Origin of the sequence: Microbacterium sp. NPDC058062 (assembly GCF_042885375.1) — a bacterium.
GTDB classification, from domain to species: domain Bacteria; phylum Actinomycetota; class Actinomycetes; order Actinomycetales; family Microbacteriaceae; genus Microbacterium; species Microbacterium trichothecenolyticum_C.
The window spans coordinates 554,064-576,550 of record NZ_JBHVSC010000004.1; the positions used below are offsets into that span (position 1 = coordinate 554,064).

A 22,487-nucleotide genomic window follows, 5' to 3' on the forward strand; every position below is an offset into this window, starting at 1 on the left:
CCGCCGAAGCCGTCCGGCAGGGCGCCGCGGCCGATGCCCGCCGAGCGCGAGCTTCCGGGCTGGCTCAAGTGGGTGGCGCCCATCGTGGTGGGCATCCTGATCCTCGCCGTCTGGATCTTCTGGGTCGACGTGCTCGGCACCGCACCGCGCATGCTGCCGAGCCCGATCGCGATCGCCGAGGAGTTCGTGAGGCGCTTCCCGATCATCCTCGACGACATGAAGATCACGGCCACGAATGCGCTGATCGGCCTCGTCGTCGGCTCGCTCCTCGCGCTGCTCTTCGCCGGTCTCGCCGCGGCCGCCAAGCCCGTCGACGGCATGCTCGCGCCGCTCGTGTCGGCGCTGGCCGTCATCCCGATCGTCGCGGTGACGCCGATCCTGAACACGATGTTCGGCGCATCGAGCCAGTTCGGGCGCCAGGCTGTCGCGACGATCGCCGCGTTCATCCCCGTGTTCGTCAACGTGCTGCGAGGACTCCGGCAGACCCGCCCTGTGCACCGTGACCTACTCCGCGCGTCCGCGGCCTCCGGCTGGCAGACCTTCCGCTTCCTGACGCTTCCGACGGCGCTGCCCTACCTCATGACGGGCCTGCGCATCGCGAGCTCGCTTGCCGTGATCGCCGCGCTCGTGGCCGAGTACTTCGGCGGCCCCGCCGACGGCATCGGCACGGCGATCGCGACCTATGCGAAATCGGGCCGCGCCGCGCTCGCCTGGGCGTACGTGCTCGGCGGCATCATCATCGGCCTCGTGTTCTTCCTCGTGACCTCGCTCCTGGAGCGGCTGGCGACGAGGCGGACGTCGGCCTGACGGATTCCCGACCACCGAGGGAAAGACAACGCACCACACGAAAGGAACGCAATGAGACACAGCATCAGACGCGGCCTGGCCGCAGCATCCGTGTTCACCGTCGCCGCACTCGCGCTCGCGGCGTGTGCCGGTTCCGGTGACTCCGGCGACGACGGAGGGGGCGGGGGCGAGGACTTCGAGCCGCTCACCTCGATCAAGCTGCAGCTGCAGTGGCTGCCGCAGGCGCAGTTCGCGGGGTACTACGTCGCCCAGGAGAAGGGCTACTTCGAGGAGGAGGGCTTCGACGACGTCGAGATCGTCCCGTCGGGCGGCGACATCGTGCCGCAGGACGCCCTCGTCGCCGGCGACGTCGACTTCGCCATCGCGTGGGTTCCCAAGGTGCTCGGCACCCTCGAGGCCACCGGCGTCGAGCTCACCGACATCGCGCAGGTGTTCCAGAAGTCGGGGACGCTCCAGGTGTCGTGGAAGGGCGACGGCATCGAATCGGTCGCGGACTTCGAGGGCAAGCGGATCGGATCGTGGGGCTTCGGCAACGAGTGGGAGATCTTCGCGGCGATGGCCGCCGAAGACCTCGACTCGACCACGGTGTCGATCACGACGCAGGACTTCTCGATGAACGCCCTCCTCGACAAGGACGTGGACGCCGCCCAGGCGATGACGTACAACGAGTGGGCGCAGATCCTCGAGGTCGTGAACCCGGCGACCGGTGAGCTCTACCAGCCGGAGGACTTCGACGTCATCTCGTACGAGGAGACCGACGGCGCCATGCTGCAGGACGCCATCTGGGCCGACACGCAGCGCCTCGAAGACGACCCCGCCTACGCCGACGCCGCGGTGCGGTTCCTCAAGGCCGTCACCAAGGGCTGGATCTTCGCGCGCGACAATCCCGAGGAGGCCGCGTCGATCGTCTACGACATCGCCTCCAACGCCGAGGCGGCCTTCCCGGTCGGCCCGGTGCACCAGCAGTGGCAGATGAACGAGGTCAACAAGCTCATCTGGACCGGCGCCGACTTCGGCCTGGTCGACAAGGCCGCGTGGGACAAGACGGTCGCGGGCGCGCTGTCGGCGAAGAACCAGGACGACCTCGAGCTCATCACGACCGAACCCGCCGCCTCGGCGTACTCGAACGAGTACATCGAGAAGGCGCTGGCCGCGCTGAAGGACGAGGGCGTCGAGGTCGCCGGCGAGTACACGCCGATCGACGTCACCCTCACCGAGGGCGGCCAATAGCCGCGTGACCCCGGGCGGCCGAGCGATCAGCCGCCCGGGGTCAGCAGCCCGCTCTCATACGCGAACGCGACGGCCTGTACGCGATCGCGAAGGCCCAGCTTGAGCAGCATCCGGCTCACGTGCGTCTTCACCGTCGCCTCGCCGAGGAACAGGATCGACGCGATCTCGGCGTTGCTGCGACCGGCGGCGACGAGCTTCAGCACGTCGACCTCCCGCGGGCTGAGGGCCGCGAGCGTGGCCGCGGCACCTGGATCCACGCGCGGGGCCGTCGCGAACCGGTCGATCACGTGCCGCGTGATGGCGGGGTCGAGCACGCCCGACCCCGCGGCGACAGCACGCACCGCGTCCACCAGCTGCTCCGGCGACGAGGCCTTGAGGAGGAAGCCGGCCACCCCGGTCGAGAGCGCCTCGTCGACGATCTCGTGCTCGTCGAACGTCGTGAGCATGAGGATGCCGGGGCCTTCGGCATCCTGCGACATCCGGCGTGCCGCCTCGAGGCCGTCCATCCCGGGCATGCGCACGTCGAGCAGCACGACGTCGGGGGCGTGGCGGGCGACGAGCCGCAGGGCCTCGGCCCCATCGGATGCCTCGCCGACGACCTCGACATCGGTCTCGGCGCTCAGCACCATGCGCAGACCCGCGCGCACCATCGCCTGGTCGTCGACCAGCAGCACGCGGATCACGGCGCCACCGCGCTCTCGGCGAGCGGCGCAGGGCTCTCGCGCACCGGGACCTCGGCGACGACGCGCCAACCGGCCCCCAGCGGCCCGGCGCTGAGCGAGCCGCCGGCCACCGTCATCCGCTCCCGCATGATGCGGACGCCATGACCGCTGGCGGAACCCACCGCATCCGCCGACCGGAAGACCCCGTCGTCGGTCACGGTCACGCGCACGCTGCCCGCGAGGTACACGACCTCGATCGCCGTGGCGGCCGCGCCCGCGTGGCGCACGACGTTCGACAGGGACTCCTGGATCACCCGCACGAGGGCGGTGTCCTGCAGCGGCGGAAGCGCCACGGGGTCCCCGACGACGTCGAGCGCGATCGGCATCCCGGAGTCCCGCAGCGGCGCGAGCACCTTCTCGAGCCGGCTGAGCGACGGGTGCTCGTCGGGGGCGGGCTCGCGCATCAGCCCGACGACGCGGCGCATCTCGTCCACCGCCTCACGGCCGACGCCCTCGAGGCCTCGCAGCACCTCCTGCGCATCCGGCCGCTCGGGCAGCAGTCGCCGGAGGCCCCCGATCTGCAGCACCATCACGCTCACCTGGTGGGCGACCGAGTCGTGCACGTCCCGTGCGATGCGCGCGCGCTCGGCCATCACCGCCGCCGCAGCAGCGGCCTCACGCTGCTCGGTGAGCTCGACGGCGAGCTCGCGCAGGCGCTGTGCCTGACGGCGTTCCCGGCGCACAAGCAGTCCGACGCCGAAACCGGCGACGTACACCGACACCGTGAAGAGTCCCTCCCACAGGGCGGCCGACCCCATCACACCGGCGGCGAGCGCGGCGGCGGCCCCGATGACGAGCGCCCAGACCGCACGCCGGGTGGGCAGCACCGCGGCCGCGCGCCCGATGAGCAGGATGATCGCGAGCAGCTGCACACCGCCCGGTCCGGGAGCACCGAGAAGGAGGTTGAACGGCGGCGACAGCGCCGCGATGATCGCCGCCGTGAGGGGCAGGCGCGGCGCCAGCATGACGACGACGCCGACCACGATCGGCGGGATCAGAACCTGCGGCGGCACCACGACGCGGTCGTCGAGTACGAACTCCATGACCGAGAGGGCGATCACGAGGGCGCCGCCGGCGATGTAGAGCAGGGCTGAGCCGTAGCGCGACATCCAGGAGGCAGCGGTCGGGGCGGGATCGCGCGGCGTCATGCCCGACACACTAGGGCCCGCGCGGCGCGCCCCGCGTCCGTCGTAAGACGGAACGGAGGCTTCCGGGATTCCCCCGCGCGGCGCGAGGTCTCGATACGGGCGGGCGATCCGCCGCAGCATCCGCCGCCCATAGCTTCGGTGACGGCTCACAGCGAGCTCCTGAACCGGAAGGACCGACATGACCGCCCACGACACCCCGCCCGCCGCCGCACCGGCGCAGACCCCGATCGCCGCACAGCCCGCAGCACCGGCCTCGGTGCCCGGCCGCCGGCTCGCCGCCCTCGGCGGGCTCGCGCTCATCGCGGGCGCCGCCCTGTACACCGTGGGCATCGCGACCTCGCCGCCGCAGGCCTCGGAGTCGACCGCGGACTACATCGCCTCCCTGGCCGCCGATCCCGCCCTCACACAGCTGTCGGCCACCCTGCTGCACGTCGGCAACCTGTTCCTCGCGCTGGGCTTCCTCGCGGTGCCCGGACTCGTCCGCGGCGCCCGCGGAGGCTGGCTCACGCTGATCGGGGCTCTGCTCGCGACGCTCAGCCACGCGCTGGTCTCCGGCTGGGTGCTGTTCGACCTCTGGACGATGACGATCGGTCTCGAGCTCGACCCGGCGACCGCGGTCGCGATCTCGGAGGGCGTGCAGGGCGGTGCGGTCTTCGGCATCCTTTCGATGCTCCCGATGCTCAATCTCATCGCGACCCCGCTCGCCACGGCAGGCCTCGCCCGCGCCGGCGTCGTGCCGTGGTGGCTGCTCGCATTCGCGATCGTGCCGACCGTCGTGATGTTCGTGGTGCCCTTCACGCCCATGCTGTTCGCCGCCGTCACAGCGGTCGGGTTCGTGCCGGCCGTGTGGTTCGGCGTCGCGATCCTGCAGCGGGTCCGCGCGGAGCGCGCCGTGGGTGTCTGAGCGCGCTCGCGTCGAACCAGGGCATCTCCGCCGAAACCGGGGGCACCATCCCCGGTTTCGGCGGAAACCCTTTGTCCCGGCGCCCTCGCGGGGGCGTCGGGCGGGCGAACGGGGTCTTGCGCCGGCCGTCGCGATCCAGCAACGTGGCCGCATGACCGAAGACCTCGACGCCCTCGCGAAGCAGCTCGACCGCGAGTTCGTGTTCCACTCGTGGTCCGCGCAGGCGGGCCTGGACCTCCCCGTGATCGCCGGCGGCTCGGGCACCGTCGTGTGGGACCACGCCGGCAACCGCCTGCTCGATTTCTCCAGCCAGCTGGTCAACGTCAACATCGGGCATCAGCATCCTGCCGTCGTCGCCGCCATCCGCGAGCAGGCCGAGCGACTCGCGACCATCGGCCCCGCCACCGCGAATGTGCACCGCGGGCAGGCCGCAGAGCGCATCCTCGACAAGGCGCCCGACGGGTTCGCCAAGGTCTTCTTCACCAACGGCGGTGCCGACGCCATCGAGAACGCCATCCGCATGGCACGCCTCCACTGTGCTGCTCGAGGGGAAGGGGGCCGCGACACGGTGCTCTCGACGTACCGCTCGTACCACGGCAACACCGGCGCCGCGATCGTCGCCACCGGCGACTGGCGACGGATGCCGAACCAGTTCGCCCGCGGGCACGTGCACTTCTTCGGTCCCTTCCTGTATCGCACCGAGTTCTGGGCGACGACCCCCGAGGAGGAGTCCGAGCGGGCGCTGCAGCACCTGGAGCGGGTCATCCAGTCCGAGGGCCCGGCGACGATCGCGGCGCTGCTGCTCGAGTCGATCCCGGGCACCGCCGGGATCATGCTCCCGCCGCCCGGCTACCTCGCCGGAGTGCGGGCCCTGGCCGACAAGTACGGGATCGTCCTCATCCTCGACGAGGTCATGGCGGGGTTCGGCCGCACCGGCCGCTGGTTCGCGTTCCAGGGCTACGACGTCGTGCCCGACCTCATCACCTTCGCCAAGGGCGTGAACTCCGGCTACGTCCCGGTGGGCGGCGTCATCATCTCGCCCGAGATCTCGGCGACGTTCGACGATCGCGTCTTCCCCGGCGGGCTCACGTACTCCGGTCATCCGCTGGCCGCGGCATCCATCATCGCCGCGATCGACGCGATGGAGTCGGAGGGGATCGTCGACAACGCCCGCCGCGTGGGCGAGGAGGCGATCGGCCCCGGACTGGCCGCGCTGGCCGAGAAGCACCCGCTCATCGGCGAGGTGCGGGGCGAGGGCGTATTCTGGGCGCTCGACCTCGTCTCGGACCGGGAAACCCGTGAGCCGGTCGGCGCCGATGTGATCGGGCGTCTCAAGAAGGAGCTCACCTCGCGAGGCCTTCTGCCCTTCGCCGCGGAGAACCGCATCCACGTCGTGCCGCCGTGCGTGGTGACCGACGGGGAGGTGCACGAGGCGATGTCGATTTACGATGAAGCTCTGACGAAGGTCGAAGGCGACCTCGCGTGACACGTGCACGCCCTCTCACGAGGAGGGCTTCCGAAGGAGGAACACGATGACTGACACCCTGCCGCGCACCGAGACGGCGGTTCTCGACCACTGGGTGAACGGGGCCCCCTGGGCCGGGGCATCCGAGCGCACCGGCCAGGTGTTCAACCCCGCGCTGGGAACGGTCCAGAAGGAGGTGCGGTTCGCGTCGCGCGAAGATGTCGGCGAAGCGGTGGATGCCGCGTCCGCGGCGTGGCTGCAGTGGCGCGACGCGTCGATCGCCAAGCGCCAGGGCGTGCTGTTCGCGTTCCGTGAGCTGCTCAACGCCCGCAAGGAGGAGCTCGCCGAGATCCTCACCGCCGAGCACGGCAAGGTGCTCTCCGACGCGCGCGGCGAGATCGCCCGCGGCATGGAGGTCGTCGAGTTCGCGTGCGGCCTCGGGCACCTGACCAAGGGTGCGTACTCCGAGAACGTCTCGACCGGCATCGACGTGTACACGATGCGCCAGCCGCTGGGTGTGGTGGGCATCATCAGCCCGTTCAACTTCCCGGCCATGGTGCCGCTGTGGTTCTTCTCGATCGCGCTGGCCGCCGGCAACGCCGTGGTCTTGAAGCCCTCCGAGAAGGACCCGACGGCCGCGAATTGGCTCGCCGGCCTCCTCACCGAGGCGGGGCTCCCGGACGGCGTCTTCAACGTCGTGCACGGCGACAAGGAGGCGGTCGACGCGCTCCTCGAGCACCCCGACGTGCGGGCGATCTCTTTCGTCGGCTCGACGCCCATCGCCAAGTACGTCTACGAGACCGCGACCTCGCACGGCAAGCGGGTGCAGGCGCTCGGCGGCGCGAAGAACCACATGCTGGTGCTGCCGGACGCCGACCTCGACCTCGCCGCCGACGCCGCCGTGAACGCGGGCTTCGGCTCGGCCGGCGAGCGCTGCATGGCGATCTCGGTCGTGCTCGCCGTCGACACCGTCGCCGACGCGTTCGTCGCGAAGGTCGCCGAGCGCATGGCGGGACTCAAGGTGGGCGACGGCACCCGCGGCTGCGACATGGGTCCGCTCATCACGGGTCAGCACCGCGACAAGGTGACGTCGTACCTCGACGTCGCCGGAGCCGACGGCGCCTCGGTCGTGGTCGACGGGCGCGACGTCGAGATCGACGGCGACGAGAACGGCTTCTGGCTCGGACCGACCCTGATCGACAACGTGCCGACGACCTCGACGGTCTACACCGACGAGATCTTCGGCCCGGTGCTGTCGGTCGTGCGCGTCGAGGGCTACGAGGAGGGCCTCGACATCATCAACTCGAGCCGCTACGGCAACGGCACGGCCATCTTCACGAACGACGGCGGCGCGGCCCGGCGCTTCCAGCGGGAGGCGACCGTGGGCATGATCGGCATCAACGTGCCGATCCCCGTCCCGGTGGCGTACCACTCCTTCGGCGGCTGGAAGGCGTCGCTCTTCGGCGACGCCAAGGCCTACGGCCCGCACGGCTTCGAGTTCTTCACGGCCGAGAAGGCGATCACCTCGCGCTGGCTCGACCCGTCGCACGGCGGCATCAACCTGGGCTTCCCCCAGCACGACTGACCCGCCGGCGTCACGCCCGCATCCGCCGCTCTCTCCTTCGCTCGTTCGTCACGGATGTACGCCCGTATGGGCATTCCACGTACATCCGTGACGAACGAACCAAGGGGGTTGGTAGGGGCGCTCAGCGACCGACGTCCGGTCGCTGAGCGGGCGCGAACACCGTCACCGCCCGCGGCACGGCGACGCACCGCAGCGTGAAGCCGCCGGGAGCCCGCTCCTCGAGCTCGCCGTCGTGGACGAAGACGGACGGATGCCCCGGCTCGGGGCGCACCTGGAGTTCGAGCTCCCGCACCACGAGCCGCTCGATGTCGGCGTCGCGGGGGAACAGCCCGATCGCGCGCAGCACGGCCGCCGACCGCTTGCCGAACGCGAGCGACGCGAAGGCGCGGACCTTGGATCCGCGCGCGTGGTGGATGCGCACATCCAGCACGGCGGCATCCGTCTCCTGCCGCTGCATCGTCGCGACACGGTCGGGATCGTTGCGGCCGACGCTGACGAAGACCGACCAGACTCGGGCCCGCCTGCCGCCGCGGACGATCGTCAGCGGCTCGGCGCGCCGCAGCGCGACCGCTGTGGCCACCGCGCCGCCGAGCCACTTGCCCAGGCTGCTGCGGCGCTCGCGCTCTTCGATGAGTTCCGGGTACGCACCCACGGACACCACGTTGAGGACGGTCACCGTCTCGTCGGCGTCGGCCGTCGCCTCCACCACACCGACCTCCACGGTCGAGCTGGCCGCGAGAGCATCGATGGCATCGTCGACGCTCTCCACGCCGAGTGCCCGCACGAAGTGGTTGAACGTGCCGCCGGGCATGGCCAGCAACGGTCGATCGTGCTGTCGTGCGAGGTGCGCCATGCGCGACACCGAGCCGTCGCCGCCGTAGATCCCCAGCACGTCGGGTGCGGCATCCGTCTGCATCGCCGCATCGACGACCTCGGCGAGGTCCTCCCCCTCGGCGAGCTCGTGCACCCGTGCGGCCGGCAGTCGCTCGGCGAACGTGCCCGCCGGATCCGAGCGGATCACGGCGGACCCGGATCGCACGTTCCGCACGATGAGCAGACCACGGCCGTCGGAGCATGTCCTGGGGTCCATGCCGCGAGGGTACCGACGCAGACAGGGCTGAACGAGGGCTTGCGCCGGCGCCCGCGATCTGCGCGGAACAGCGAGACCCCCGCGCTGCGAGTTCGGCGCGCTCAGGCCGGGAGGATCGGCCGGTTCTCGTAGAACGTCTGCAGCACCACGGTCGTGCGCGTGTTGACCGAGGCGGCGGCACGGATGTCGCGGATCAGCGACTCCAGATGGCGCGGCGACGCGACCCGCACGAGCAGGATGTAGCTCGCGTCGCCCGCGATCGAGTGGCACGCCTCGATCTCGGTGAGGTGTTCGAGCAGCTCGGGCGCGTTGTCAGGCTGCGCGGGGTCGAGCGGCGTGATCTCGACGAACGCGGCGAGCGGCTTTCCGACGGCCTCGGCGTCGACGAGGGTGCGGTAGCCCGTGATGACGCCGCGGCTCTCGAGGCGGCGGAGTCGCGCCTGCACGGCGGACACCGACAGCCCGACGGCTGCGGACAGGTCGGCGAGCGTGGCGCGGGCGTCCTTCGACACCTCGCGCACGATGGCGGCATCGATCGCGTCATCCAGGGTGGGCATGATTCGACACTAGTCGCGCGAACAGGAAACTTTCCTGCCGAATCTCGGAACCAAGGGAACTTCTCTAGAATCAGGAGTGAAACCGCACTCGAAGATCGGAGGTTCACCATGTCCAGCAGCACCCTTCACACGTCGAAGGCGATCGTCGGCGAACCCGAGGTCGTCGAGGACGCCCGCGTGGCCGAGTCGAGTGACGCCTGGCTGCGCCTCAAGGCCGCGGCGACCGCGATCCAGAGCCTCCAGGTGCAGGACGGATCGATTCCGGATGCTGCCGCCCACGCCGAAGCACGCGCCCTGGTCACCGAGATCACGAGCGGCATCCGCGCGCTCGCGCCCGCCTTCCCGCACGACGCCGAGTACCTCACCGCGTCGGTGCGCGACTTCGATCGCTGGATGGACCAGGGGTTCGGCGTCCCGGACTTCCTCGAGTCGCTCGAAGCCTTCCAGCCGCAGCAGCACCGGGCCGACGGCATCCGTCATCTCGTCGTGTTCCCGATGTACACGCAGAACGGCTCGAGCGACCGCCACGTCGAGGCCGTGCTCGTCGAGGTGATCTGGCCGGAGTTCATCGCGCAGCTCGAGGCCGGCGACTACGGCAACAAGCTGTTCGTGTCGCTGCGGTTCGTCGACTTCACCCCCGGGTACGACACGAACTCCGCGGTGCTGTTCCCCGAGACCGTCGCGATGCGCGAGATCCCGACGTTCACGTGGGGCGCGATCTTCCAGGACCGCGAGGCCGCGCGCTACCGCCGCGTCGTCCGTGCCGCGGCAGGCATCACGAAGCTCCACCTCCCCGCCGACGCCGCGCGCATGCTCGACGACCAGGAGCTGACCGAGAAGACGTTCGTGATGTGGGACATCATCCACGACCGCACGCACATGCGCGGCGACCTGCCGTTCGATCCGTTCATGATCAAGCAGCGGATGCCATACTTCCTGTACTCGCTCGAAGAGCTGCGGTGCGACCTCACGGCGTTCCGCGAGTGCGTCGCGATCGAGCGACGCCTGACGGCGCGGGTCGAGGCGGGCGAGAGCCTGGACGCCGCCGAGGCCGAGATGCTCGACCACGCGAAGCTCGTGCAGTACGCGGTGATCTTCGACCGCATCTTCCGGTTCTCGATCACGGGCTCGCGCGTGCGCAACTACGACGGACTCGGCGGCCAGCTGCTGTTCGCGTGGCTGCACCAGCGCGACGTGCTGCACTGGACCGACACCGCGCTCGCCTTCGACTGGGACGACGTGCCCGCCGCGGTGATCGCGCTCGGCGAGGCGATCGACGAGCTGTACTGGCGATCGATCGACCGGCCGAAGACCGCGCACTGGCTCGCGGCGTACGATCTCGTGCGCTCCACGCTGACGCCCAACCCCGCTTCGCGGTGGGCGCGGGGGCTCCCCGTCGAGATCCTCGCCGGCGCCCCGAGGGGCTACACCGACGCGGTCCTGGACGACGAGTTCCCGCTGTCGATGTTCTTCGAGGCGCTCGACAAGAAGATGAAGCCGGTCATCGAGTCCACCGCCGGGATCACGGGGCGCGATTCCTGACGCCGACACGGGCGTTCTCGGCGAGGCCTCGCCTCTCGCCGAGAACGCCCCTTCGCGACGTGGAAGGGTGGACACATGAGCGTCTCGAACAGACTCGTGATCATCGCCGGAGCGACCAGCGCGTCGGGCCTCACCGCCGCCCGCGTCCTCCGCGACGCCGGTGCGCGCGTGGTGGCCGTCGGCCGCAATGAGGGCAAGCTGCGGGATCTTGTCGAATCACTGGAGACGGATGCCGCATCCCTGGCCGGGGGCACCGCGGGGAGGGTACGCACCGAGGTGTGCGACCTGGGTGACGAGGCTCAGGTAGCGGCGCTGGCAGATCGCATCCACGCGGAGGACGGCCCGGTCGACGGGGTGCTGCACCTCGTGGGCGGGTGGCGCGGCGGAGGCGGCCTGGCCGGGCAGAGCGACGCCGACTTCCGCTTCCTGGAGGGCTCCCTCACGGCGCTGCGCCACGTGAGCCGTGCGTTCGACGCCGATCTGCGGGCCTCCGAGGCGGGCCGGCTCGCGGTGGTGTCGTCCACGGCGGTGGCGCGTCCGCTCGCCGGCGGCGCGAACTACGCCGCGGTGAAGGCCGCGACCGAGGCGTGGGCCCGTGCCGTCGCACAGGGCTTCGCGAAGGACGCCCGGGATTCCGGGAAGCCGCAGGCCGCAGCATCCGTGATCTTCCGCGTGAAGAGCCTCGACGGACTCGAAGAGGCCCTCGCGCACCGGTTCGCCGACCTCTGGATCGCCGAGGCCGCCGACATCAACGACACCATCGTCGAGCTCACCGACCCCTCGCTGTGACGGCCGCGGTGCGGCCGCACGCGATACGAGATTGGACACCCGTGACCACGATCCACGACCCGAACCTGCGCGGCTTCGCCAGCGACAACTACTCCGGCATCCACCCCGAGGTGCTCGCGGCGATCGCCGCCGCCAACGACGGCCACCAGGTCGCGTACGGCGACGACGTCTACACCGAGCGTCTGCAGTCGGTGATGGCGCGCCACTTCGGCGAAGGCGTCGAGGCGTACCCGGTGTTCAACGGCACCGGTGCGAACGTCGTCGGGCTGCAGTCGATGCTCCCCCGCTGGGGCGCGGTGGTCTCGGCCGGGACGGCGCACATCAACGTCGACGAGGGCGGCGCGCCCGAGCGCGTGGCCGGCATCAAGCTGCTGACCGTCCCGACGGGCGACGGCAAGCTCACCCCCGAGCTCATCGACCGTGAGGCGTGGGGCTGGGGCGACGAGCACCGCGCGCAGCCGCTCGTGGTGTCGATCACCCAGTCGACCGAGCTCGGCACGCTGTACACGGTGGACGAGATCACGGCGATCGCGGACCACGCGCACAGCCTCGGCATGCATGTCCACATGGACGGCTCGCGCATCTCGAACGCGGCGGCATCCCTCGATGTGCCGTTCCGCGCGTTCACGCGCGACGCGGGCGTGGATGTGCTGAGCTTCGGAGGGACCAAGAACGGTGCGATGCTCGGCGAGGCCGTGGTCGTGCTCAACCCGTCGGCGTCGGAAGGACTCAAGTTCCTCCGCAAGCTCGACATGCAGCTCGCGTCGAAGATGCGCTTCGTGTCGGCGCAGCTGCTCGCGCTCCTCGAGGGCGACCTGTGGCACCGCAACGCCTCGCACTCCAACGCCATGGCCCAGCGCCTGCGCCACGGCATCGAGGCGGGGCTCGCCGACGGCTCGATCTCGGGCATCGAGTTCACGCAGCCGACGCAGGCGAACGGCGTCTTCGCCACCCTGCCCGACGGCGTCGCCGAGCGCCTGCGCACCTCGTTCAAGTTCTATGACTGGGATGCTGCGAAGAACGAGGTCCGCTGGATGTGCAGCTTCGACACCTCCGAGAACGACATCGACGCCTTCCTCGCCGCCATCGCCCGCGAGACTTCGCCGGCCTGACTCCCCGCGAAACTCGGATTTCTGGCGAGAGTCGGACCGATCCCCGCGGGATCGTCCGACTTCCGCGGGATCTCCGAACTCGGCCACCTCGTTCCTCGCTCGTTGAGCGAGCGAGGCACGAGCGAGACGAAACGCCCCGGACTTTGCGGAATGTCCGGGGCGTTTCGTCTTCGCGCGCCGGAGCGCGCTCCGCTCGACGAGCGGGGGGAAGGGGTCAGCCTTCGGCGTGCTCGCCCTCGGTCTGCTCGCCCTCGGTCTGCTCGCCGTCCCCGTGCTCACCCTCGGGTCCTGCGCCCTCGCCGTCCGCAACCTCGGCGGCCTCAGCCTGGTCGACCTCGGTCACGGCGACCGCGGTCTCGGCGTCCACGGCGGCGGCAGCATCCGTGTCGTCCGTCTCGATCTCGTCGCTGGCGGCGTCTTCGGCCGACGTGAGGGGGGTCTCGGGGCGAATCAGCTCCTTGACCTCGGCCATGAAGCTCATCAGCTGGTGCTGCTGCCAGCGCAGCTGGCGGGTGCGGTCCTCGGCGTCGCGGAGCACGGACTGCGAGTGGGTCGTCACGAGGTCGATGATGCGCTCGGCCTTCACGTGTGCGCGGTCGAGGTGCTCGCGGGCGCGCAGCTGCGCGTCGGCCTCGATCTGCTGCGACTGGGCGCGCATGAGGCGCTCGAAGTCCTCGGCCTTCACCGACACACGCTGGGCGTGCTCGAGCGATGCGGTGACCTGCTCGTTGGCGTCCTGCGTGATGCGCTCGGCGTGCGCGACCGCCTGGTTGTGCAGCACGAGGAACTCCTGGTGCGCGTCATCCTGGCGGCGGGTGAGGGATGCCTCGAACTCGAGGGCACGCAGACGCAGCTCGCGCACCGTCTCTTCGGCCTCCGAGCGGTCGCGGGCGGTCTCGCGGGCCACGGTCGAGCGCAGCACGGCCGCGCCCTTCTCGGCCTCGGAACGGATGGCAGCGGCCTCGCGCTCGGCCTGCGACACCTTCTCGGCCGCATGCGCGGCCTCGCGCTCGAGGCGCGCCTCGTGCGCGGTGAGCTCGGTGTCGATCTTCAGCTGGATCTGCTGGGCGTCGTGCTGCGCCTGCGAGACGATGCCGTCGGCCTCGGCCTGCGCGGATGCGCGGCGGTTCGCGATCTCTTCGCGCGCGGCCTCGAGCAGGCGGTCGCCCTGGATCGTGGCATTGCGGATGAGCAGGCTCGCCTGGTCCTCGGCGACGCGCAGCACCTCTTCGAACTGCTGACGGTTGGGCGACTCGGTGGTCGCGCCGACGAGCTCGTCGCTCAGGGTCTGCACGCGCTGCTCGGCATCGGCGATCTTGGCGTTCGCGAGTTCGAGCTCGCCCTGCAGCCGCTGGACCGCGTCGCCCTCTTCCTCGCGGGCGGCCGATGCCTCGGCCGCGACGCGCTCGAGGTCGGCCTGGCGCGTCTGCTCGGCTTCGGCGAGAGCCGCTTCGAGACGCTCGACCTCTTCCTGCCGAGCGACGAGGGTGGCGTCGATCTCGGCCTGGCGTTCGGCGATCGCCGCATCGATCTCGGCCTGACGGCGCTCGTTGGCCGTCTGCAGCTCGGCCTCGAGGCGCTCGGCCTTCGCGCGGCTCTGGGCGACGGCGGCACCCGCGCGGCGCTGGTGCTGCTTCAGCTGTGCGACCTCGTCGCTGGCGGCGCGCATGCGCGCGTCGAGCCCGGCGATGGCCGCGTCGACCTCTTCCTTGTCGTATCCGCGGAACGTCGTCGTGAAGCCCGATCCGAACGCGGTGGTCGCCGTGTCGCCGATGAGGTTGTCGAACGGGGTCGGGTCGTCCTGACCCGTGTTTCCGGCGCTCTGGGCGTGGTCGGACATCGGTATCTCCGCTTTCTGTGGCGAGGGTGGTGCAACTTCGGCGAGTGCTCGCGGCGGAGGCGTGCGGTACCGCGCCCGCCGCGCCGGCGAACGGATCGCCGCGCGCGCGGGCAGCGGTGGCCGCACCGTCCTCGACGACACCGGGGGGTGTGTCGCGGGTGACTGCGCTTCGGGGGTAGGTGAACCCTACAACGCCGCGCTGTGTGCGCGAAACGTCATTCGCCCGCGAGCCACTCGCGGTACGCGTCGAACGACGAAGGGCGCCCCAGGAACGCTTCGACGAGGTCCCGCGCGTCCCGCGATCCGCCCCGTTCCAGCACCTCCGCGCGGTAGCGATGGGCGGCTTCGGGGTCCATCAATCCCGCCCCGAACCCGCTCAGCAGGTCGCGCGCGATCACCAGGCTCCATTGGTAGGTGTAGTAGCAGGCGCCGTACCCCGTGAGGTGCCCGAATCCGGCATACGAGTGAAGTCCGCCCAGCGGCTGGACGGGACTGGATGCTGCGTACAGCCGCTCCGTCTCGGCCTGAAGGTCGGTGGGCCGGTCGACGTGCAGGTGATACGACACGTTGGCATGCCCCAGCTGGCGGCGCACCTCGAGCGCACGCCCGAAGGCGTCGGCGGTGCGCATGCGCTCGACGAGATCGGCCGGGATCGGCTCGCCGTCGGCGTTCGCGCTGAACGAGGCCAGGACCTCGGCGTCCCATGCCCACTCCTCGAGGAGCTGGCTGGGAGCTTCGACGAAGTCCCACTCGGTCGCGACCCCGCTGAAGCGGGCGAAGCGCTGCCGGCCGCCCAGGATGTCGTGCACGAGATGCCCGAACTCGTGGAAGAACGTCACCACCTCGTCGTGCTCGAGCAGTCCGCGCGAGAAGTTGCACAGGAGCGCCGCCTCGGGAAGCACGCGTCCGGAGACGCCGGGCGCGAGCGGGAAGCAAGCGGCGTGGCTGAACTTGCCCTCGCGCGGGTGCAGGTCGAGGTGGATGCGCCCGAGGCGATCGCCGTCGCGCACGACGTCGTAGGTCCGCACGTCGTCGTGCCACGCGGGGGCGTCGACCGGCACATACTCGACGTCGAGCAGCCGGCCGGTGACATCGAGAATGCCCGCGACGACGCGCTCGAACGGGAAGTACGACCGCACGAGCTGTGCGTCGACGTCATACTGCTCGCGCTTGATCGCGCCGAGCAGGTACCAGAAGTCGGCGATCGAGACGACGTCGGCATCGGGGATGTCACGGCGCAGGCGTTCGAGCAGGATCGGGTACTCGGCATCCGTCGCCGCCCGTGACGCGTCGTCGAGCCGGGAGAGGAATGCCGGGATCTCGGCCCCCGACCCGATCATGCGGGTCTCGGTCTCGTAGTCGGCCCAGTCCGCGTACCCGAGCAGACGGGCGCGCTCGGCGCGCACGTCGAGCAGCTCGGCCAGGATCCCGTCGTTCTCGGGCCACGCGAGGTCGTTGTAGGCGCTCACCAGCGCGACGCGGGTCGCACGGTCGTGCGCGTAGTCGCGGACCGGCATGAGGTCGGGGTAGTCGGTCGACAGCGTCACCCGGCCCTCTGCATCGGCGGGGTGGGCGTCGATGAAGTCCTGCGGCATTCCGCCCAGGCCCTCCGCCGGAACGGTGATCTCGCGGCGCCCGTCGCGGATGTTGCGCGAGAACGCCAGCGACAGCTCGGTGTCGCGGTCGGCCAGCTGCCGGGCACGCTCGCGGTCCGCCTCGTCCAGCTCGACGCCACCGCGGCGGAAGTCGCGCAGCAGGTGCGTGAGCAGACGCGCCTGGTCTGCGTCGAGACCGTCGGTCGAGGCATCCGCGAACGAATTCCACAGATCGCGGTTCAAGAGGCGCGCCGCCGACAGCGACTCGACCGCCTGCACCTGCGACTCCGCGATCTCGCGCACCTCGGCGTCGGGGTGCGCCTCGCTCACGACGTAGGCCTCGCTCAGCGCCTCGGCGAGGGCGATGTCGGCGTCGTTCCAGAGCTCGAGGCGTGCCGCGGTCGTCAGTTCCGCGCCGGAGGTCAGGCGGGCGTCGATCTCGTGCACGCGGGCGATGCGCTCGGCCGGGCGCGCGGTCGCGAAGGCCGCCCAGCCGGCGGCGTCGGACGGGAAGGGCAGGGGTGCGAGAGTCACCCTGCGAGCCTATGCGCGGGCGGCGACACCGCGCGAGGGCGGGATCCGGGCGGGCGCGAGGGTCAGCGCAGCGCGCCGACGCTTGCGAGCGCCATGCGCACGAGGGTGCCGCGGCCGCCCTCCATCTCGGCGGAGAGGGCATCGGATGCCGCCTCCTCCGGCGTCAGCCAGGTCACCTCGAGCGCGTCCTGACGTGGCTCGCACGTGCCGGTGACGGGGACGACGAACGCGAGCGACACCGCGTGCTGCCGGTCGTCGTGGTAGGCGCTGACGCCCGGGAGCGGGAAGTACTCGGCGACGGTGAACGGCGTCGGCTGCGGCGGCAGCATGGGGAAGGCCATCGGCCCGAGGTCGTTCTCGAGGTGCCGGAACAGCGCGTCGCGGACGGTCTCGCCGTACCGCACGCGACCCGACACGATGGTGCGCGAGATCTCCCCGATGGGCGTCGCCCGCAGCAGAATGCCGACCTGCGTGACCTGACCCATGCCGTCGGTGCGCACCGGAACGCCCTCGACGTAGAGCATGGGCAGCCGGCGACGAGCCTCTTCGAGCTCGATGTCGCTCAGCCACGCAGGGTTCGAGACATTGCCGGCCGGCGGGCCGAACGGCTCGTCGCCCGCAGGTTCGGGGTCGGGAGTGCGCACGGACATGCCTCTTGTATACCCCGCGCGACCCACCCGCGACGAGGACCGCTGTTCCGGCCTCGGCCGTGTCGGCGTCGCGTGCCAGGATGAGGGCATGCCGGAAGCGCTCGTTCTCGATGCCGACGCCGTGCTGTGGTCGACCGAGCGGTCGGCCCTCGCAGGACGCCACCTCCTCCTTCTCCTGCACGGCTACGGCGCCGATGAGCATGATCTCTATCCCCTGCGCGGCTACCTTCCCGACGCCTTCGTCGTCGCGAGCCTCGCCGCTCCCCTCGTTCCGCCGTGGCCGGCGCCCGGTCGCTCCTGGTACCCGATCGACGGCCTGGACGGCCGCGACCCCTCGCACGTCACGCGCGCTGCCGAGGCAGTGATCGCCTGGGTCGACGCGCACGCGGAGGGCGCAGCATCCGTCGGTCTGCTCGGTTTCTCGCAGGGCGGAGCGGTGTCGCTGCAGGCCATGCGTCTCGCCCCGCAGCGGTTCGCGTTCGCCGCCAACCTGTCGGGCTACGTGACGCCCGGCGAGCTGCCGAAGGATGCCGAGCTCGCCGAGCGGAGACCCCCGGTGTTCTGGGGCCGGGGCACCAACGACGACGTCATCCCGGGCTTCCTGGTCGAACACACGACGCAATGGCTGCCCGAGCACGTCGACCTGAGCGGTCGCGTGTACCCGGGCCTCACGCACAGCGTCTCGGAGCAGGAGCTCGACGACGTGCGGGTCTTCCTCGACAAGCAGCTCGAAGACCTGACGAAAGCCGAGATCTGACCCTGTCCCTGGCCCTGTCCAGGGATGTCGGCTATGGTGGCTGACGGCCTTGTCCCCTCCGTGAGGAACTCCCTTGAAGCTGATCGACGCGACCGCGCTGTAATCGCGCTGCTCCGTCGACTCTCGACGCGCCAGCGCTTGAACCACTTCGCGCTGCCGTCGATCCGCCGCTTCCTCACCCCGCTCCGGCATGCCCGGGCGCCGGTTCTGCGGCCCCTCGGTGTCAGCGCACGTCTGACACAGGAGGCCTCATGCCCGCTCACACCCTCACCCCTGCCATCGTCCTCGACCGGGTCTCGTTCGCCTGGCCCGACGGCACCGCCGCGCTCTCGGATGTCTCCGGAGCGTTCGGCACGGGCCGCACCGGTCTCGTCGGCCGCAACGGCTCCGGCAAGTCCACGCTCATGCGGCTCATCGCCGGCGAGCTCACGCCCTCGGGCGGTCACATCGCACGGACGACGGATGCTGCGTACCTTCCGCAGCGCCTGACGCTCGACGTCGACCGGCCCGTCGCCGACCTGCTCGGCGTGGGCGACACGCTCCGGGCGCTGCGCGCCATCGAGTCCGGCGATGCCGACCCGCGTCACTTCGACGCGGTCGGCTCCGACTGGGACATCGAGGCGCGCGCGCACGCGGCGCTCGCTGACGCCGGTCTCGTCCCCGACATGCTCGACCGCAGCGTCGGGCAGCTGTCCGGCGGCGAGGCGGTGCTCACCGCGATCGCCGGCATCCGGCTGCGTGGCGCGTCGATCGCGCTGCTCGACGAGCCCACCAACAACCTCGACCGCGAGGCGCGTGCACGTCTGCACGACATGGTGCGCTCGTGGCGCGGTGCGCTGATCGTGGTCAGCCACGACACGTCGCTGCTCGAGCTGATGGACGACACCGCCGAGCTCTACGCCAACTCGCTGTCGGTCTTCGGCGGCCCGTACTCCGAGTGGCGGGCGTGGCTGGATGCCGAGCAAGGCGCCGCCCGCGATGCCGAGCGCGCCGCGCGCCAGGCCGTCAAACGCGAGAAGCGCCAGCGCATCGAGGCCGAGACGACGATCTCGCGCCGCGCAGCGATGGGGCAGAAGGCGTTCGAGGAGAAGCGCGTGCCGAAGATCGTCGCGAACGGACGCCGGATGGCCGCGCAGGTGTCGGCGGGCAAGCTGCGCGGTGAGAAGGCCGATCGCGAGGCATCCGCCCGCGACGCGCTCGATGCCGCGGAGCGCCGCGTGCGCGACGACGACATCGTGAAGATCGACCTGCCCGACCCGGGTGTTCCGGCCGGGCGTCGGATCGCCACGCTCGGCGACGGCGAGCGCTCGTGGATCATCCAAGGACCCGAGCGGGTCGCGCTGATCGGCCCAAACGGCGCCGGAAAGACGACGCTGCTCGAGAAGCTGGTCGGCAGCGGCGACACGAACTCCTCAGTTTCCGACGCCTCAGGGTCCGCAGGGCGGTCGGACGGCCGTTCTGACGAATTCTTGAGGAGTTCCGCCCACGGAACGCTGCACACCGACCGGGTCGGCTACCTCCCGCAGCGCGTGGACGGACTCGATGACGCGGCATCCGTGCTCGAGAACGTCGCCCCGTCGGCGCCGAACGTCACGATCGTCGAGCTGCGCAACCGGCTCGCACGGTTCCTCATCCGAGGAGCCGCGGTCGAGCGTCCGGTCGGGACGCTGTCGGGCGGTGAGCGGTTCCGGGTCGCGCTCGCGCGGCTCATGCTCGCCGATCCGCCGCCGCAGCTGCTCGTGTTCGACGAGCCGACGAACAACCTCGACCTCGACACGGTCGACCGGTTCGTCGACGCGATCGCCGCGTACCGCGGCGCGGTGCTGATCGTGAGCCACGACGACGCGTTCCTCGAACGCATCGGCGTGAGCCTCGTGCTCGAGCTCGACCGCGACGGCACGCTCACCGAGCGCTGACGCCGGGTCGCGGCATCCTTCTTCGGAACAGGGACGGATGCCGCGGCCTGGCCCCCGCGCGAAGCGGGGGGCTCGCACCCGTGCGGGCGCTCACCGACACGAGCAGGATGGAGCCATGAACGCACTCGTCAGACCTCAGCAGGGCCGATGGATCGCCGGCGTCTGCGCCGCCATCGCCAACCGCTTCGGGTGGAACGTCACCCTCGTGCGCATCCTCACCCTGATCGCGGTCGTCTTCTTCGGTCTGTCGCTGTGGATCTACATCCTGCTGTGGATCCTGGTGCCCTCCGAGCGCTGACCTCTGGCGCCGGCGGTGCCACCGGGCCATGATGAACGCATGCATCGCCTGGTCCGCCCGCTGAAAGGGCGCATGATCGCCGGAGTCTGCCAGGGCATCGCCGACCGCTTCGGCTGCAGCGTGGTGCCGGTGCGTGTGCTGTGGGTCGGCTCGACCGTGTTCTTCGGCGTCTCGATCCTGATGTACCTGCTGTTCTGGATCCTCATGCCCGACGAGCACTGACGACCGCGCTCAGGGCGCGACGAACGCAGCCGCGAACACCGCGGCGAGTTCCTGTTGTCCCCAGCCACTGTCGGGGGCGATCTCGACGTTCATGGCGTTGACGCCGTCGGTCGCTTCGTACACGGCGCCGCCCAGGTAGCCGCCCTGGGTCGATGAGAACGCGCGCACGCCGGGCACGCCCAGGTCCACGGGTTCTCCCAGGTCTGCCCACGGGAGATCCCAGGCGGCTCCGGACTCGAAGACCGCGAGCGCGATCTGCTGCCCCGCACTCGAGAATCCGCACCACGTGCGGTGACTCGCGATGTCTGCCAGAGCGGTAGCCGGACTGGGCGAGTCGTGGTAGCCGGCCGCCTCGCCGGTGACGTCGGCACCGATGTGCGAGGCGAGTTCGGCGGCGAGATCCGCACACTCAGCTGTGGGCCACCACTGCTCGCGATCCCGCTGCCAACCGAGCCCCGCGACGGCGGTGCGACTCGCGATTCCCGCACCGATCTGGGCACCGATCCGGTCGGCCTCGTCTCGCCCGCGATCGGCGAGATCGCTCGAGTAGCCCATGACCCAGAGCTCCGGCGACTCCCACTGCCAAGCGCAGTCCCACCCGCAGAGACCGAAGTAGGCGTCCGAGACGTCGCCAGGAAGGCGCGCGCCCTCGAGGCCGGACTTCGGGAGGATCGTGACATTGCCGGTGACGCCGCCTCCCTGCCACTCGCACACGAGACCGCCGACGTTGTCGATCGAGCGGGTCCACCTCTGGTCGCGTCGGGCGACCTCGATGCCGTCCACACCGGTGGCGGCGATCAGTTGCGCCGTCGAGACGGCGGAGGCGCAGTCCCCCGCGAACACCGTGGGAGGAGCTTCACCGCCGGGGATGATCGGCACCGTCGGGGTCGGTGACGGCTGGATCGATTCCGCCGGATCCGGCGTGGGGATCGACGCCGGTTCAGCAGTCGGGGCACAGGCGGTGATGACGCCCACCACTGCCAGGGCAGCGAAGGCGAGAGGAAGCGGTCGTCGCAAGGCGTCTCCATCGAGGGGGTGCAGCGACACTATCGGCTTCGCCGATTCAGGCCGCGATCGTGCTCCCAACGATTCGGTCACGGCACGCGCTGCGGGCGGTCGCGACGGGCGAAGCGCCGAGGGCCGCGGTCGGTCAGGGCTGCTTCTTCTGGCGGCCCGGGGCGTTGTCGCTGTTGCCGCGGCCGTTGGTCGGCTCCGTGCCCTGGTCGTCGCTCGCCGGCGGCTGCGTCTGGGTCGGCGCCGGAGCGGGCATGGGAGCCGGAACCGCGACCACCGGCTGCTCGGCGGGCGCTTCCGGCTCGGTGGCGGCATCCGTCTCCTCCGCCGGCTCGGTCGTCGGCGCTGAGGACGGCGACGGCGTGGCGGGGAAGGATGCCGAGGGCCGCGGCTCAGAGACGGGCGCCGGGTCGGCGGGCACCAGCGGCGCCTGGTTCTGCGACGCTCCGAGGATCGTGGTGACGACCACCAGGAGCGAGAGCCCCAGCGCGCCGCAGAGGGCGCCGAGCCCGAACGTCTGCACGCGGCGGGAGCGCATCCACGAGCGGTCGGCGAGCGCCGGACTGGTGCGGCGGGTGAGCGGAGCCGGGGCCGTGGGCTCGCTCGAGGGCATCGGTTCCATCACGGTCCTCGGCGGTGAGCGCGTGCCGGGGGTGCACGCACGCAGGGAGCCTACGCGACGGTCCTGGACGGAACCTGGCCCGATGTCG

The 22,487-nt window shown here is 70.9% G+C and carries 21 protein-coding genes; 12 read left to right on the plus strand and 9 right to left on the minus strand.

All coding sequences use genetic code 11. From position 1 onward, the window contains the following. The first annotated feature begins 33 nt into the window (after positions 1-33). Positions 34-807, plus strand: coding sequence for an ABC transporter permease (locus ACFVSU_RS15790; protein ID WP_387144818.1), 774 nt, complete (start codon positions 34-36; stop codon positions 805-807). Between the two features lie 51 nt (positions 808-858). Then, on the plus strand, positions 859-2,037 hold the full coding sequence (locus ACFVSU_RS15795; RefSeq protein WP_387144821.1) for an ABC transporter substrate-binding protein: 1,179 nt from the start codon (positions 859-861) through the stop codon (positions 2,035-2,037). Between the two features lie 26 nt (positions 2,038-2,063). On the opposite strand, the gene ACFVSU_RS15800 is transcribed toward ACFVSU_RS15795, so the two are convergent. Both ACFVSU_RS15800 and ACFVSU_RS15805 read right to left on the minus strand, forming a co-directional pair. Continuing rightward, positions 2,064-2,720, minus strand: coding sequence for a response regulator (locus ACFVSU_RS15800; protein ID WP_387144824.1), 657 nt, complete (start codon positions 2,718-2,720; stop codon positions 2,064-2,066). Further along, on the minus strand, positions 2,717-3,907 hold the full coding sequence (locus tag ACFVSU_RS15805; RefSeq protein ID WP_387144827.1) for a sensor histidine kinase: 1,191 nt from the start codon (positions 3,905-3,907) through the stop codon (positions 2,717-2,719). Before ACFVSU_RS15805 ends, ACFVSU_RS15800 begins: the two co-directional genes overlap by 4 nt. 178 nt (positions 3,908-4,085) lie before the next feature. Between ACFVSU_RS15805 and ACFVSU_RS15810 the strand changes: the two genes are divergently transcribed. The 3 genes from ACFVSU_RS15810 to ACFVSU_RS15820 all read left to right on the plus strand — a co-directional run bounded on the left by ACFVSU_RS15810 (position 4,086) and on the right by ACFVSU_RS15820 (position 7,861). Next, positions 4,086-4,811, plus strand: coding sequence for a hypothetical protein (locus ACFVSU_RS15810; protein WP_387144830.1), 726 nt, complete (start codon positions 4,086-4,088; stop codon positions 4,809-4,811). Between the two features lie 151 nt (positions 4,812-4,962). Continuing rightward, the gene (locus tag ACFVSU_RS15815; RefSeq protein WP_387144833.1) at positions 4,963-6,297 is read left to right on the plus strand and encodes an aspartate aminotransferase family protein; all 1,335 of its coding nucleotides are present in this window, start codon (positions 4,963-4,965) and stop codon (positions 6,295-6,297) included. A gap of 46 nt (positions 6,298-6,343) precedes the next feature. Beyond that, complete coding sequence (locus ACFVSU_RS15820; protein WP_387144836.1) at positions 6,344-7,861, plus strand: CoA-acylating methylmalonate-semialdehyde dehydrogenase; 1,518 nt, start codon at positions 6,344-6,346, stop codon at positions 7,859-7,861. 121 nt (positions 7,862-7,982) lie between these two features. Here ACFVSU_RS15820 and ACFVSU_RS15825 read toward each other — a convergent pair whose 3' ends face one another. Further along, positions 7,983-8,951 (minus strand): diacylglycerol/lipid kinase family protein, encoded by a 969-nt coding sequence (locus ACFVSU_RS15825; RefSeq protein WP_387144839.1) that lies wholly within the window; start codon positions 8,949-8,951, stop codon positions 7,983-7,985. A 101-nt stretch (positions 8,952-9,052) separates the two neighbouring features. Next, on the minus strand, positions 9,053-9,499 hold the full coding sequence (locus ACFVSU_RS15830; RefSeq protein WP_310289995.1) for an Lrp/AsnC family transcriptional regulator: 447 nt from the start codon (positions 9,497-9,499) through the stop codon (positions 9,053-9,055). Positions 9,500-9,616: 117 nt separating this feature from the next. Here ACFVSU_RS15830 and ACFVSU_RS15835 point away from each other — a divergent pair, with 117 nt between their 5' ends. The 3 genes from ACFVSU_RS15835 to ACFVSU_RS15845 all read left to right on the plus strand — a co-directional run bounded on the left by ACFVSU_RS15835 (position 9,617) and on the right by ACFVSU_RS15845 (position 12,951). Continuing rightward, on the plus strand, positions 9,617-11,050 hold the full coding sequence (locus tag ACFVSU_RS15835) for a DUF6421 family protein (protein WP_387144842.1): 1,434 nt from the start codon (positions 9,617-9,619) through the stop codon (positions 11,048-11,050). A 75-nt stretch (positions 11,051-11,125) separates the two neighbouring features. Continuing rightward, complete coding sequence (locus ACFVSU_RS15840) at positions 11,126-11,839, plus strand: SDR family NAD(P)-dependent oxidoreductase (protein WP_387144845.1); 714 nt, start codon at positions 11,126-11,128, stop codon at positions 11,837-11,839. 41 nt (positions 11,840-11,880) lie between these two features. Further along, positions 11,881-12,951: a threonine aldolase family protein gene (locus ACFVSU_RS15845; protein ID WP_387144848.1), complete on the plus strand. Its 1,071-nt coding sequence runs from the start codon at positions 11,881-11,883 to the stop codon at positions 12,949-12,951. Positions 12,952-13,165: 214 nt separating this feature from the next. Here the strand turns inward: ACFVSU_RS15845 and ACFVSU_RS15850 are convergent, their stop codons facing one another. The 3 genes from ACFVSU_RS15850 to ACFVSU_RS15860 form a co-directional block, all read right to left on the minus strand. After that, on the minus strand, positions 13,166-14,791 hold the full coding sequence (locus ACFVSU_RS15850) for a hypothetical protein (RefSeq protein WP_387144851.1): 1,626 nt from the start codon (positions 14,789-14,791) through the stop codon (positions 13,166-13,168). Between the two features lie 215 nt (positions 14,792-15,006). Then, positions 15,007-16,920, minus strand: a complete 1,914-nt coding sequence (locus ACFVSU_RS15855) for a M3 family metallopeptidase (protein WP_387144854.1) — start codon at positions 16,918-16,920, stop codon at positions 15,007-15,009. Between the two features lie 62 nt (positions 16,921-16,982). Continuing rightward, positions 16,983-17,570, minus strand: coding sequence for an NUDIX hydrolase family protein (locus tag ACFVSU_RS15860; protein WP_056372309.1), 588 nt, complete (start codon positions 17,568-17,570; stop codon positions 16,983-16,985). 88 nt (positions 17,571-17,658) lie between these two features. Between ACFVSU_RS15860 and ACFVSU_RS15865 the strand changes: the two genes are divergently transcribed. From ACFVSU_RS15865 to ACFVSU_RS15880, 4 genes are all read left to right on the plus strand, one after another. Next, on the plus strand, positions 17,659-18,327 hold the full coding sequence (locus ACFVSU_RS15865) for an alpha/beta hydrolase (protein ID WP_387144857.1): 669 nt from the start codon (positions 17,659-17,661) through the stop codon (positions 18,325-18,327). 251 nt (positions 18,328-18,578) lie between these two features. Further along, complete coding sequence (locus tag ACFVSU_RS15870; protein WP_387144860.1) at positions 18,579-20,243, plus strand: ABC-F family ATP-binding cassette domain-containing protein; 1,665 nt, start codon at positions 18,579-18,581, stop codon at positions 20,241-20,243. Positions 20,244-20,358: 115 nt separating this feature from the next. Then, complete coding sequence (locus ACFVSU_RS15875) at positions 20,359-20,541, plus strand: PspC domain-containing protein (protein WP_387144863.1); 183 nt, start codon at positions 20,359-20,361, stop codon at positions 20,539-20,541. 39 nt (positions 20,542-20,580) lie between these two features. Further along, positions 20,581-20,763: a PspC domain-containing protein gene (locus tag ACFVSU_RS15880; RefSeq protein WP_387144866.1), complete on the plus strand. Its 183-nt coding sequence runs from the start codon at positions 20,581-20,583 to the stop codon at positions 20,761-20,763. 9 nt (positions 20,764-20,772) lie between these two features. Here ACFVSU_RS15880 and ACFVSU_RS15885 read toward each other — a convergent pair whose 3' ends face one another. Both ACFVSU_RS15885 and ACFVSU_RS15890 read right to left on the minus strand, forming a co-directional pair. Continuing rightward, positions 20,773-21,738, minus strand: a complete 966-nt coding sequence (locus ACFVSU_RS15885) for a hypothetical protein (RefSeq protein WP_387144869.1) — start codon at positions 21,736-21,738, stop codon at positions 20,773-20,775. A 175-nt stretch (positions 21,739-21,913) separates the two neighbouring features. After that, entirely contained in the window at positions 21,914-22,399 is a 486-nt protein-coding gene (locus tag ACFVSU_RS15890; protein WP_387144872.1) for a hypothetical protein, read from the minus strand. Between the last annotated feature and the right edge of the window lie 88 nt (positions 22,400-22,487).